The organism is Vibrio sp. TMPB1044 (assembly GCF_030442075.1).
Taxonomy (GTDB): domain Bacteria; phylum Pseudomonadota; class Gammaproteobacteria; order Enterobacterales; family Vibrionaceae; genus Vibrio; species Vibrio satsumensis.
In genome coordinates this window covers 65,834-79,123 of the sequence record NZ_JAUJED010000022.1, presented here as the reverse complement: position 1 = coordinate 79,123, position 13,290 = coordinate 65,834, and the positions used below count along the sequence as shown (strand labels likewise).

The window sequence follows — 13,290 nt, the reverse complement described above, 5'->3', positions numbered from 1 at the left end:
CTTCTATCCTTAGACGGGATTTGAAAATTGATTTTGACGAAATTGAGATAACTCTTGAGGTGTTAATTCACGGTCGGTGAACAGTTGAAACGCATCAACCGCTTGATGAAAAAACAGTTCAAAGCCCGTTAAAACCGCGAGGTTCGCCCCCATCGCAGCTTTGATAAATTCAGTTTCAATTGGCGTGTACACAGCGTCAAATACCCACTGTTGGTTCTCTATCCAATCACTTGAGATAGGTATGCCCGGTGTCTTGTAATGCCCTATTGGAGTGCAATTAAGAAGGCCATCCGCCTCTCTAACGTGCTGCTCTAATGTTGTCTCTGCAAGACAAGTTACCTTAACATTTCTTTTTTCTAGCAGCTGAGCTAAACCATGCATTTTTTCGGTATCACGGTCATAAAGCGCGATATGTTCGGCTTCTAATTCTGTTAAAGCCGCAGCCACCGCTTTACCCACACCGCCACAGCCTATAAGCACTGTTTTACCGGGCTTACAATGCCGAAAAACATGGTAGGCATTAATGAAACCAGAAAAATCAGTGTTGTAAGCAAACGTACCTTCTGGGCGAAAGACTAATGTATTGGATGCTTCAACTATTTTCGCTGAAGTATCCAAAAAGTCGGCCACTTGAACCGCCATCTCTTTATAGGGATAAGTCACATTAGTAGCGTGAATATTACTTTCTTCCATTTGAGATGAATGCGCTCGAAAATCGGATATATCTCCACTCTCTAATGGGCTTAATTGATAATCGAGATCTATATTAAGTTGTTCTGCTAATAGGTTATGGAACTCGGGTGACTTGGATTTATCTATATTGGCACCAATAAGTCGACAGTTGATCATTTCGCTCCACCTTATTCTGGACTTTATTCAACGCTACCAGAATCGCGTTATTTAACGCCAATCACTTTTATTCAACACCCATTCATTTTTTATTTTCTATGGCTCCAACCCATGTGGAGTATCGCTTTTTCGCTGTCGTTATTGCAACTCTCTATCTCAAAATCTTATACCTTCGAAATAAATTGAAATAGTCGAGAATAAGCCTTGGTCGTTATAGTTGTTAGCAACAAAAACAACAAAGGACTGCCGAGATGATTATCGACTGCCATGGACACTACACAACCACACCGCCTCAGGTGGGCGACTACCGCGAAAGCCAAAAAGCTGCGCTAGCTGAAAACCCAAACCACATTGGTAGCAAAGGTTCAATTCACATTTCAGACGATGAGATTCGCGAAAGTATCGTAAACAATCAACTTCGTTTACAGAAAGAACGTGGCACGGATCTAACGATTTTCTCTCCTCGTGCAAGTTGGATGGGGCATCATATTGGCAACGAACACACAAGTCGCTTTTGGACAGAGCATCAAAACGACTTAATCCGCCGTGTGTGTGACCTATTCCCTCAAAACTTTGCCCCTGTTGCTCAGCTGCCGCAATCACCAGGCATTAACCCTTCAAAATCGGTTTCTGAATTGGTTCGTTGTGTTGAAGAAATGGACTTCATCGGCTGTAACCTGAACCCAGATACAACGGGTGGTTTTTGGAAAGATGCCTCTTTGGGCGACCGTGCTTTCTACCCACTGTATGAAAAACTGGTAGAGCTAGATGTACCCGCGATGATCCATGTTAGCGGCTCTTGTAACTCGTGCCTGCACACCACAACTTCGTATTACTTGGGCGCGGACACGACGGCTTTCCAACAATTAATGACGTCTGACGTATTCAAAGACTTCCCTGAACTGAAAATCATCATCCCACACGGTGGCGGCGCAGTACCTTATCACTGGGGTCGTTTCCGCGGTATCGCACAAGATATGGGACTGCCACCGCTTGAAGAAACCGTATTGAACAATATCTACTTTGATACTTGCGTTTATCACCAGAAAGGCATCGACCTACTGCTTGATATATTACCAGCGAAGAACATCTTGTTCGCTTCAGAAATGATTGGCGCAGTGCGCGGTGTTGACCCAGAGACGGGCCACTACTATGACGATACTAAACGCTACATCGATGCCAGCGATAAAGTAACAGCAGAAGAGAAATCAATGATTTTTGAGGGCAACGCTCGTCGGGTATTCAGCCGACTAAAAACGTCTTAATGCCACTCTGCCCATTTTAAGAATGGGCACTTCAAACAAACTTTCTCTAAAGAAAAAGAAGCATAAGCAAAGAGCAAAAGGAATTCATCATGAGTCAGAACATCGTTGTTCAACACATTAAACGTGCAGACAAAGAGATCATTGAAGGCTTACGCAAATGTGGCGTAGCAACCATTCATGAATCACAAGGCCGCCGCGGTTTATTGGCCGATTACATGCGCCCTATTTTTCAAGGTGACGCCGTTGCAGGTTCAGCGCTGACAATCTCAGGAGCTGCTGGCGACAACTGGATGATGCACGTTGCCATCGAGCAAGCGAAAGCGGGTGACTTTTTGGTGTTCGCCCCTACTTCACCTTCAAACCACGGCTTCTTCGGTGATTTACTAGCAACGTCAGCTCAGGCACGTGGTGTTGTGGGGTTAATAATCGAAGGCGGCGTTCGCGATACCCGTGACCTGCGTGAAATGAATTTCCCTGTGTGGTCAAAAGCGGTGTTTAGCCAGGGCACCATCAAAGAAACGCTAGGTTCCGTAAATGTTCCGATGACGTGTGCACAAGAAATCGTTAATCCTGGTGACATCATGATCGCCGACGAAGACGGTGTGGTTGTGGTTCGCCGTGAAGAGGCTGAACAAGTACTGCATGCTTCTCTAGAGCGTATGGAACGCGAAGAAGCTAAACGCGTTCGCCTTGCGAATGGTGAGCTTGGTCTAGACATCTATGACATGCGTGGTCGATTAGAAGAAAAAGGCCTCAAGTATGTCTAATCAAGCGCCATGCATGTGGATGAGAGCAGGCACTTCAAAGGGTGCCTACTTTCTGAAAGATGATCTGCCAGCTGATGCCAATGAACGTGACGCTTTTTTACTGTCGGTAATGGGCTCGCCAGATGAACGCCAAATCGATGGTATAGGCGGGGCTGATCCTCTGACATCTAAGGTCGCGATCGTTGAACCATCGAGTCGAGAAAATGTAGACATTGACTACCTATTTCTACAGGTGTTTGTCGACCAAGCATTGGTTAGCGGCAAACAAAACTGTGGAAACATCCTTGCAGGTGTCGCTCCTTTTGCTATCGAGCGTGGGTTAGTTGAAGCCGAAGAAGGAACAACATCAGTTCGTATCTTCATGGAAAATACACAACAGATCGCTACGGTAGAAGTTCAAACCCCAAACAAACAAGTGACCTATCAAGGTGATTGTCATATCGATGGCGTGCCCTCTTCATCGGCTCCTATTGCAATCACATTTGAAGACACGGCAGGTTCAACGTGTGGAGCTCTGCTTCCATCTGGTTCTGTTATTAACACAATAGACGGTATCGACGTCACTTTAATTGATAATGGAATGCCTGTTGTTGTGATGCGTGCGAAAGATCTCGGCATTACAGGTGACGAATCACGTGAACAACTCGACAATAACCAAGCATTAAAACAACAGTTGGAGTCAATAAGACTTCAAGCTGGTCCATTAATGAACCTTGGCGATGTTTCTGAGCTCTCTGTACCCAAGATGTCTTTGGTCAGTGAGCCTCAATATGGCGGTGCTATCTCGACTCGCACATTCATCCCTCACCGCTGCCACGCGTCTATTGGGGTGCTTGGCGCTGTGAGCGTCGCGAGTGCGTGCATGCTCGACGGATCACCGGCCAAACAACTTGCTCAAATCACCTCATCAAACCCAGATGGGCACATCCAATCAAGCCGTAAAATTGCGGTTGATGTTGAACACCCAATAGGAAAAATGAGCGTGGTTTTAGATATCGAAAATAACCAAGTTCAATCAGCTGCCATTCTTCGCACTGCGCGAAAACTGTTTGATGGTACAGCGTTTGGACACCAGTAACGACAAGGAAGAATGATGGACGCTGATTACCTACCGTTTCACCCAAACCCAAGCAAACCTAAGTTTGTTGCCCCTGCTGGCGCTGTCGACGCGCACTGCCATGTATTTGGCCCTGCGGCTAAGTTTCCGTATTCGCCAAAGCGCAAATACACGCCCTGTGACGCATCAAAAGAACAATTATTTGCACTGCGTGATTACCTTGGCTTTAGCCGTAATGTGATTGTACAAGCTTCTTGTCACAGCACCGACAACTCAGCATTACTCGACGCTCTAGACAGCGCTGGTGAGCTGGCTCGTGGCGTCGCGTTTGTTGATGAAACCGTTACCGATGAAGAACTGCAAATCATGGACGCAGCTGGCGTTCGCGGTATTCGTTTTAATTTTGTAAAACGCTTGGTCGATACCACACCAAAAGATGTGTTGAAACAGATCGCCGATCGCGTTCGTCCAATGGGGTGGCACATTGTGGTGTATTTTGAATCACAAGATATCGATGACATCGCCCCTTTCCTCGACGAACTTGATATGACGGTTGTTGTAGACCACATGGGTCGACCAGACATCGCACAAGGTATCAATAGTGAAGCCTTTGCTAAGTTCATCCGCCTTATGGAAAACAACCCAAATATTTGGACAAAGGTCAGCTGCCCAGAGCGTTTAACACTGACTCCACCAAACTACAGCGATGTTGTACCGTTTGCTAAAACCTTGGTCGAAAAATTCCCAACACGCGTACTTTGGGGCACAGACTGGCCGCACCCGAACATGAAATCGCACACACCAGATGATGGTCATTTAGTTGATGTGATTCCACAAATTGCAGAAACCGCAGTCCTTCAACAAGCACTGCTCGTCACCAACCCTATGAATCTTTATTGGCCGGAGAGTAAGTAACAACGATGACTTATTTAAAGAATAAAGGAAATATCCCAGGCACCGTTATGTTTGATGGTGAGATGGCAACCAAAGGCTATAGCTTAAACAAGATGTGTTACACGCTAAATGGTCAGGCTGGTCGTGATGAGTTCAAAGCTGACGAACAGGCATACTGCGACAAGTTCGGCCTAACTGACGCACAAAAAAAAGCGATTGCTGAACGTGATGTACTAGCGCTACTTAACGAAGGCGGTAGCATTTACTACCTAGCAAAGTTTGTAGGAATGCTAGGGCTAAACATGCAAGACATCGGCGCAATACAAACCGGTATGAGCGTAGAAGAATTTAAACAAATGTTGGTTGAGGCAGGGAAATAATCATGGCTAAAGTTATTGGCGGTATCAGCACTTCACACATTCCCTCTATCGGCAAAGCGATTGAAAATAATCTTCAAGAAACGGAATACTGGCAGCCGTTTTTCAAGAACTTCCCAGGTATTCACGCTTGGTTAGAACAGGAACAACCCGACGTTGCGGTCGTTTTTTACAACGATCACGGACTCGAATTTTTCCTAGACAAGAAGCCAACATTCGCCATTGGTGCTGCAGCTAGCTACATCAACGCTGACGAAGGTTGGGGAATCCCTACCATTCCAGCAATTCCTGGTGACCCAGAGTTTTCATGGCACATTTGTAACCACTTAGTAGAGAGTGAATTCGACATCACTATCTGCCAAGAGATGAAAGTCGATCACGGTCTAACCGTGCCGATGCAGTTGATGTGGCCAAACAACAACTATTCACACATGAAAGTGATTCCAGTGTGCTTGAACGTAGAACAACACCCAATGCCATCACCAAAACGTTGTTATAACCTAGGTAAAGCCATTGGTGAGGCCATTGATTCTTACGACAAAGATCTTAAAGTTGTGGTACTGGGTACTGGCGGACTATCCCACCAGCTAGATGGCGAGCGTGCAGGCTACATCAACAAAGAGTTTGACCTTTACTGCATGGAGAAGTTAATCAGTGATCCAGACGAGCTAACTAAACTGACAATTCACGATCTTGTCGCTAATGCCGGCGCTCAAGGGCCTGAGTTCATCATGTGGATGGGCATGCGTGGCGCGCTGAATGGTGAACTAAACGTCCTGCAAAGTGACTACCATGCTCCAATATCAAACACAGGTGCGGGCACGATGTTGATTGAAAATAAGTAGTTGATCGACAACTCTAGATTTGATCACTATCGAGCTTTTTCTGCCTACTCTTTCATGAGTAGGCTTTTTTGTATCACGACGCCAACTTCAGCACTCCACTGGTAAACAGTTCGCGCAGCCACAAGTTCACGATATCGTCATTACGGTTGCTGTGCCAATACACGCTCAATGATGGTGTAAGGTATTCAAATGGCACTTCTAACAGCTTTATCTTGTCTTTATCAAAATACGCGTCCGCGACCCCTTTTGGGAAAGTTGCAATCCAATCACTGTTATAAATGGTGTCCGAAAAGTCAGCGATGGAATTGAGCTTTCTCGCCACCTTTCTTTCGGAAAAGATCGGGCTGTGAAGCTCGGTTAACTGGTTCACTCGATAGTTATCATGTGTCAACATCACGTGCTTTTCAGCTAAGTAGCGCTCTAAAGTTATCTGTTCTTCTATTTGCGAGTGGTTTTGGCTGCATACTACGCACAGTTCATCACCCCAAATCTCTTGGCTCTGCAGTGTTGGGTGAGCATTAGTAAGATCGACGACAAGGTCGATCTTCTTCTCTCGAATATCTGTCACCATATCTTCTTTGATGTTCACCACTTCGATAACACAGTTGGGTGCTTCTTTTTGAATTTTATCCAAGATACGAGGCAGGATGACACTACTTGATATGCTCATCGCAGCAATTCTGAAGGTATAATTGCACTCTTTCGGGTCGAAATCGTGAGTTTCAGGGAGTGAGTGTGAAACCAGCTTGTGAGCTTGCTTGAAGATTGGGTACAGGTCGTTCGCGACTGGCGTAGGCTCGAGTGTGTATGATTTTCTAACGAAGAGCAGATCTCGATATTCGTCTCTAAGCTGCTTTAGGTGAGCACTGAGACTAGGTTGAGATATATTGAGCCTTTCTGCTGCGTACGTCAGGTTTCCTTCTTCATATATCGCGATAAAGTAATATATGAGGTTGAGGTTAAATCGTTTCATTCGAGCTCTTCAGGCAGTCATGTATTTAAATAAACGATAAAAATAATATCGTCTAAATGACTGTGAATTATCGCTTTCCATTCCCATATTTTAGTTATGGTTATGACAGAACATTGTTAAAACGCCAAACCAAAATAACGCGAACTAGTACGGTAGTATTCAAGGGGCGAGATCCAAATATAGATAACAGTCTGGTTTTTATAAAGATATAGGTTTTCCTGATATCTAGTATAGGCGTGACGTTATATTAGAAGACGCTTGAGTTTGACATAATTCCCGGCTCCTAAATATACACATATAGAAATAGAGAATGATGAACCGATTTGTAAAACCGATAATAATCTCAGCAAGCCTAGTGACTTTATTTGGCTGCGTAGGTAGCAACGCAGTAACAGGTAAACTAATGGAGTTTAACGTGAAAGCCGTTGATAACCGTTACGCTCGTGGTGGCCTAAACATGTTACTTGCCCCTGCTTACGGTATTACCGTTGCTGCCGATTACATCGTGTTTAACTCACTGGAATTTTGGACGGGTAAGAACCCAATCAACAAGAAGCCACACATCTTCGATTCTAAGGTTGATACTTACATTGATGTTAATGACCAACTGAATGACAGCTTAACGGAAGCGCCTATCGACCCATTGGCAAAGCATGTAATTGACCACAGTGAAATGAAAGTACTTAACCAAGACGAAATTGCAATTGAGCTAACCTACAACGACGGTACTCGCGCGACTCTAACAGGTCAACGTTTCGGCGATGAAGTTCATTACTCTATTGATAGCCAAGTGATTGCAAAAACAAGCTTGGAAGAGATGCAGATGTACGTCGCATCAGCTGAGCAGTCTTAAGCAAGTAAGCAACATAGCATTAACTAATACCCCCCAATCAATTCAGTTAGTCAGTACCAATAAAAAGAGAGGTTAGCTTAGTCACTAACCTCTCTTTTTCGTTTGTAGTTTTTGTTTTGGCCAATGGCGAATAACCGCCATTAGTAAGCGAAATAAGGGGAGAAACGTTTAATGTTGAGCTGACGAGTCATATTACTTAACTGTTCTTCTCGGGTGTCTTGAAATTCATCCAATCTCTGGTAAATAGTGAAGTATCGATTGATGTTGGCGACGTATTTTACAGGCTCTTGGCTAATATTTTTTCTTGCGACCACTTCAACATGATTAAACCATTTATTTGGGTTGTAGCCTTGCTTGGCGGCAAGAACGCGCATTCGTCTGATCTTAGCTGGCCCAGCATTATAAGCGGCTAAGCTAAAATGAATCTTGTCGATATCCGAGATTTCCGGCAAATCGAAATATCGGTCATAGATAAAACGCAGATACTTGCTGCCCGCATGAATATTGCTTTCTAAGTCGTACACATTATCAATATCGACATACCAATCTTTGGCGGTTTTAGGCATCACTTGCATGATACCAACCGCACCACGATGCGATATTTTTGAGTGATCCAAGCCTGATTCTTGAAAAGCCATGGCTAACAAAATGAACCAATCGATCTCGAACTTTTCCCCATAAACCATGAACAGCTTTTCTAGCTTATCCCGCTCTTTGTTTTGTATCGGGTTAGACGCTCTATTCATCCATGATGTGCTTTCGAGATAACGATTGTCGATGACATTACCCAGCAATGTACCCTGCTTTGAATCTTGCAAATATTGGTCGATTTTGGCTTTCAATTGCGGGCTATTTTTGCGAATCGCCCAAGCAATATCAGCATTGTGTCTAAAGGCAAGATTACGATGGATTCTGATGTCTTGCTCTAAGTTTCCCCATAGTTCAAGCTTGTGGCTATCCACAATGGTTGCGGTAATTTGTCCACGTTGAATCAAATCTAGCAATTCGAGATCTTGGAGGTTGTCACTTAACAAATGGATATAGATGGGTGCTAAACCTTTCTTCTTTAACTGTTTATTCACGGCATGAACACTGCTGACGTAACTGGAATTCTGCTTTAACCAGACCTCTTTACCCTGTAACTGGGTGATGTCATTAATCAAAGGGGTAGAACGGCTTGTCACTAACAATTCATCAATGTCGCTACGAATGGGAATGCTGAAATCGACTAAGTGCTCACGCTGTTTGGTCACTGTTAAATTTGCGACTGCAATATCACCTTTCCCCTGATTCAAAGCATTGAGTAACTCGCTCCGCTCAACCGGAATCACCTTAACGCGCAGTAAAGGATCACGCAGCTTTAGCTCTTGATCAAAGTAATAAATCTGCTCAGCAAGAATCCCTTTCGGCTTACCATTTTCAATATGATAGAACCCCATATCACCAGAAACTAAAACACGCACAACGCCTTTTTCACGCAACGCAGAGAAATCACCCACATAGGATTCGAGTGCGTTGTCGGGTATTTCAAAACCAAGAGTTGATTTGGAAATAAGAGAAAGAAAAACCAACATCTTCGATAAACGTGAAGCGCGCTTAAAATTCGTCATATTCAGTATTCCTAATGCGTTTAAGCCAAAACCCTCAATAGTTCTAGGTATTGCGTGGGAGCTATCGGGCTAGAAGCGATTCAACGTAAAGGAACATTTCTTAACGTTGTACGATTGCAATGTACGTTGATGAACAAAATGCGTTGATGCGAAAAGTGTGTTTGATGTCCAGAGCAATTTGGTGAGCGTTATGGAACGTTTAGGCGTTGCTTTGATTCGTTACTTTTTATCAAGGGAGGCGAATTATACCGAAAACCATCAAGTTCGAAATAACGCAGTGGCTATAGTAGATATAGGGTGTTCCTATAGATCTCATTCCCCTCTAAAAGCTCCATCAGAAGTCACTCTTTACGATCCCGAATCCCTCCCCTAAATAGGCCATACACCACTAGGCTAGTTAATGATTTAATCAGTAAGCTATTGATTGGTTTATAAATTCGCATATATCAAGCCAACATCAGCTTGATATTTTATAAATTATTTAAATTGAGATCCTGTGCTGCACAACGAAATAAAAATAAGCTGTCTAACTTTTAAACACATTCACCTTACTGATAGGTTAATCCTTATAGGGCAAATGCTCTATTAATGATAAAAATTAAAATAAGGATTATTTATGAGACCATCTTTCTCTATCAGTATGGTGCTTGCAACAACAGTGGTTGGCTTCCAGTCCTATGCAAACAATATCGACACAACAAGCTCACTCTCTCTTTCGGAGAACGCCTCAGCACAAAAGCAGTCTTTGGCGTTGCAAATCAGTGCCCGCTACTCCGATCTTGAGCTTTCTTTAAAAGACCAAATAACAGAAAAGCAACTGTCTACACCGATAGACAAGCTTAACTCAGCTAAGCCCTACTCCGCATTTTCAAGCAAGATGCAAAAAGCCGATCTTAGCTACCGCAAGATGAAAGGGGTCAACGACTTCAGTGACTCTTTGCTAGAGATTCGCATGGCTGATGAAGCGATGATTGAAGCTTGGAAGAATGGTGAGAGCCCGCTGTTTGCTTTCGAACCATCAGGTGATGATTCAAACTGGCAATACATCGAAGCCTATGATGTGTATGGGCAAGTTCACGAACTAGACGTGTACCAAACACCAGACGTTCCCGTGTTTGTTATTGATAGTAACGGCGCAGAAGAACTCAAAGCAGGCCTAATGGCAATGCAGGCCGAGATGAACAAGCTGGGTACTGCAAGTCAAATCAATGCTAACAGTGATAAAAGCAGCGTCCACAAATCTCAAAAACAGCCTTTGATGAACAAAGTTCGTCGCTCTATTTCAGAATCTGAACCTGAAGAACTGAACACCACCCAATTGTCTAAGATTCGTTTGGCCATTGATAGAGAACCGTGGATCTCTGGCAAAGCTGAAATCTATGCCATTGTCACTGGGGTTAATGCAAACCGTATAGAACCACAGATCGACTTGGTTGAGATGCCTTATCTGGACTACGACAAACAGACATACTACCCAAATCAAACGGTAATCTTCTGGCCTCGCTACCGTTGGGGCGCAGCAGATATGATTTTGATGGAGCACGATGACGGCACCGATTATAAAGCGTTAGCCAAACTGCTCGTTGAAGCCGCAGAAGAGATATTGAAGATGATTCCAGATCCTGAAGTTCAGGGTTATGCGATCATTCCTCAAATCACAAGTAAGATCATTGATGTGATTCCTGAAGGCGTATTAGTGAATGATGATGACTTCGTAGACGTGTATTACACCTTAATGCAAAACACTCCTTATGTTGATCGCCCGGGTGCTGGCGGTAATGCGGTTGCTTCGTTCACCCCTGTTACGATTTCACCGACAGAGTAAATCGCTCCTTGTTTAGTTAGGGCTTAGTCACATAAGCCCTAACTCTTCATCATCAAAGGTGAGTAAATCATAAGAGACATACTGAGAAGCTGGTTACAGGGAGTAATCAAACACAATGATGTCGTCTAAAAGCGGACGAAACACATCTTTCAGCGCATCATGCTCTGGGTGTGGAAGGTAGTTCTGACGGCCTTTTTCATCAGCGAACGTCATTAGCACCGAATGGGTATAACCTTGGTTCTTGTTTTCAGGGCTGTCATTTCGCCCCCACTCGACTGAAGTCACGCCTTCAACCTTACTTGGCATCGCTTCAAACAGTCCTTTCAGCTTCTCAATTTCAGAAGCATCTGCATCTTCTTTAAACTTAATCAGTAAAATATGACGAATCATTCCCGTTTCTTTTCGATTCATTCCTAGTCCTTTTCGAGTCTTCGTTTGCTTGTGTGTCATTCTGAGCACACACCTAATCGCGAGTTAAAGTTAATAGAAAGACAAAATGCCACACGTTACACACCCTGCCAAGGCTAGATGACTAGAGTTTATAAAATACTCCAAATCCCAAAACGAAAAACGCTGCACCCGAGGGCACAGCATTTTTCATGACAATGGTAAGCACTGATTAAACGTTAGTCGCGACGACCTGTTAACTGAATAGCTTGGTCTTGTGGCGTATTCGTTTCGAACTTCAGACCGCCAGTCGACGCTTCGTTTCTTCCTTCAAGCGTCAGATCAGACTCAACACGCTCAACATTCACTTGATTTTGGTGACTCGTCGTCATGTCGATAGTACCCGTGTAAGAACCGTCTGCAGCAAAAGCTGTATTCATTGAAATAGCCATTAAGCCTAATGCGATTAGTTTTTTCATACATCACCTCTTATCATTTTAATACTTTGAGTACTGAGGAATTGCTTCAGTACTGTTATTCGTTCATTGCGTTTCGCTTTGTTGAGGTAACTTTAACAACCGAACACAAGGCATTCGAGGAAAAGCAAGATTTACAAAATGGAAAATCAAGGGATTAGCGAATTTCTGACGCGGTGCTGTCTTATAAGGTTTTCATTGGCACTATGATATTAGAGTCACATAATTTCTGTGCGCCTGCAGCACAGAGATTACTGCCCATAAAAGGATTCATTTGGAGAACCTGTGGACATCAATCTAGACATTCAAAATATCCTCGTCATCAAACGTATGTATGAACTTCGCAATGTTGGATTGGTTGCGGAGTCGCTCGGGAAGACATCAGGGGCGATCAGTAAGAACCTGTCGAAGTTAAAGTTACAACTCGACGACCCACTGTTCATTCAAACCAAACACGGCTTTGAGCCAACGACTTTTGTTGAAAACAATATCGACAATTTTGAACAGATACTGAGCAGTGTCGAAGCCATCAAACACCAAGTTTTCTTACCTGAATCTTATCAGGGCGATATCAAGATTTACGCCAATACCCTGTTTTGGGAACGCTACGGATCTAAGCTCTACCTTGCTCTCAGTAAAGAAGCGCCACATGCCCATTTCTCGTTAGTGAGATGGGGTACCAATGTTAAAAACAGAATCATCGATGGTGAAGAAGCGATAGCCGTTCACTATTTTGACGAAAGCCTGCCACAATCCATCTCACAGAAAGAACTTGGCAAAGGAAAAGTCGTGTTCTTCGTTCGAGAAGAGCATGAAGCGCAAACCTTTGAGTCTTTGGTCAACTATCCCATCATTCTTTTTAAAACCCCTGGGTGGAATGACAATAGATACCCAATTATCGATCGCCTCAAAAACGTCGGTTTCGATGTTACTCCGAAAGTCGAAGTCGACCACCCTGCAATGATCCACGATATTGTGTTGAAGTCAGACTATTTTGGTATCACCTTAGATGGCAGTGTGCCTGAAGGCTGTCGCAGTATTGATTTACCAGAAAAACTCATCATCGATGTTCGCTATGTAATGAGTTGTCGCCGTTCGCAAAAAGACGCACC

14 protein-coding genes are annotated in these 13,290 nt (G+C 43.8%); 9 read left to right on the top strand and 5 right to left on the bottom strand.

Annotated features, from left to right (window positions below):
- Positions 1–9: 9 nt before the first annotated feature.
- Positions 10–849: a shikimate dehydrogenase gene (locus QQ041_RS15560; protein WP_285954396.1), complete on the bottom strand. Its 840-nt coding sequence runs from the start codon at positions 847–849 to the stop codon at positions 10–12.
- Between the two features lie 251 nt (positions 850–1,100).
- Here QQ041_RS15560 and QQ041_RS15555 point away from each other — a divergent pair, with 251 nt between their 5' ends.
- From QQ041_RS15555 to QQ041_RS15530, 6 genes are all read left to right on the top strand, one after another.
- On the top strand, positions 1,101–2,114 hold the full coding sequence (locus QQ041_RS15555; RefSeq protein WP_146489923.1) for an amidohydrolase family protein: 1,014 nt from the start codon (positions 1,101–1,103) through the stop codon (positions 2,112–2,114).
- A gap of 89 nt (positions 2,115–2,203) precedes the next feature.
- Positions 2,204–2,881 (top strand): 4-carboxy-4-hydroxy-2-oxoadipate aldolase/oxaloacetate decarboxylase, encoded by a 678-nt coding sequence (locus QQ041_RS15550; RefSeq protein WP_285954395.1) that lies wholly within the window; start codon positions 2,204–2,206, stop codon positions 2,879–2,881.
- On the top strand, positions 2,874–3,959 hold the full coding sequence (locus QQ041_RS15545; RefSeq protein ID WP_285954394.1) for a 4-oxalomesaconate tautomerase: 1,086 nt from the start codon (positions 2,874–2,876) through the stop codon (positions 3,957–3,959). Before QQ041_RS15550 ends, QQ041_RS15545 begins: the two co-directional genes overlap by 8 nt.
- Before the next feature lie 12 nt (positions 3,960–3,971).
- Positions 3,972–4,853, top strand: a complete 882-nt coding sequence (locus QQ041_RS15540; RefSeq protein ID WP_285954393.1) for an amidohydrolase family protein — start codon at positions 3,972–3,974, stop codon at positions 4,851–4,853.
- A gap of 5 nt (positions 4,854–4,858) precedes the next feature.
- The gene (locus QQ041_RS15535) at positions 4,859–5,212 is read left to right on the top strand and encodes a protocatechuate 4,5-dioxygenase subunit alpha (protein WP_285954392.1); all 354 of its coding nucleotides are present in this window, start codon (positions 4,859–4,861) and stop codon (positions 5,210–5,212) included.
- Between the two features lie 2 nt (positions 5,213–5,214).
- Positions 5,215–6,054: a class III extradiol dioxygenase family protein gene (locus QQ041_RS15530; RefSeq protein WP_146489918.1), complete on the top strand. Its 840-nt coding sequence runs from the start codon at positions 5,215–5,217 to the stop codon at positions 6,052–6,054.
- Between the two features lie 73 nt (positions 6,055–6,127).
- On the opposite strand, the gene QQ041_RS15525 is transcribed toward QQ041_RS15530, so the two are convergent.
- Positions 6,128–7,027 carry a LysR family transcriptional regulator gene (locus QQ041_RS15525; RefSeq protein ID WP_285954391.1) on the bottom strand — a complete coding sequence of 300 codons (900 nt, stop codon included), beginning with the start codon at positions 7,025–7,027 and terminating at the stop codon, positions 6,128–6,130.
- Between the two features lie 310 nt (positions 7,028–7,337).
- Here QQ041_RS15525 and QQ041_RS15520 point away from each other — a divergent pair, with 310 nt between their 5' ends.
- The gene (locus QQ041_RS15520) at positions 7,338–7,880 is read left to right on the top strand and encodes a DUF3332 family protein (RefSeq protein ID WP_285954390.1); all 543 of its coding nucleotides are present in this window, start codon (positions 7,338–7,340) and stop codon (positions 7,878–7,880) included.
- Between the two features lie 140 nt (positions 7,881–8,020).
- On the opposite strand, the gene QQ041_RS15515 is transcribed toward QQ041_RS15520, so the two are convergent.
- On the bottom strand, positions 8,021–9,490 hold the full coding sequence (locus tag QQ041_RS15515) for a transporter substrate-binding domain-containing protein (protein WP_285954389.1): 1,470 nt from the start codon (positions 9,488–9,490) through the stop codon (positions 8,021–8,023).
- Positions 9,491–10,106: 616 nt separating this feature from the next.
- On the opposite strand from QQ041_RS15515, the gene QQ041_RS15510 reads away from it, so the two are divergent.
- Entirely contained in the window at positions 10,107–11,315 is a 1,209-nt protein-coding gene (locus tag QQ041_RS15510) for a DUF3103 domain-containing protein (protein ID WP_285954388.1), read from the top strand.
- A gap of 93 nt (positions 11,316–11,408) precedes the next feature.
- Here the strand turns inward: QQ041_RS15510 and QQ041_RS15505 are convergent, their stop codons facing one another.
- On the bottom strand, positions 11,409–11,726 hold the full coding sequence (locus tag QQ041_RS15505; protein ID WP_285954387.1) for a Dabb family protein: 318 nt from the start codon (positions 11,724–11,726) through the stop codon (positions 11,409–11,411).
- Positions 11,727–11,941: 215 nt separating this feature from the next.
- Positions 11,942–12,181: a hypothetical protein gene (locus QQ041_RS15500; protein WP_285954386.1), complete on the bottom strand. Its 240-nt coding sequence runs from the start codon at positions 12,179–12,181 to the stop codon at positions 11,942–11,944.
- Positions 12,182–12,463: 282 nt separating this feature from the next.
- Here QQ041_RS15500 and QQ041_RS15495 point away from each other — a divergent pair.
- On the top strand, positions 12,464–13,290 hold an 827-nt coding region (locus tag QQ041_RS15495), incomplete at its 3' end, for a LysR family transcriptional regulator (RefSeq protein ID WP_285954385.1).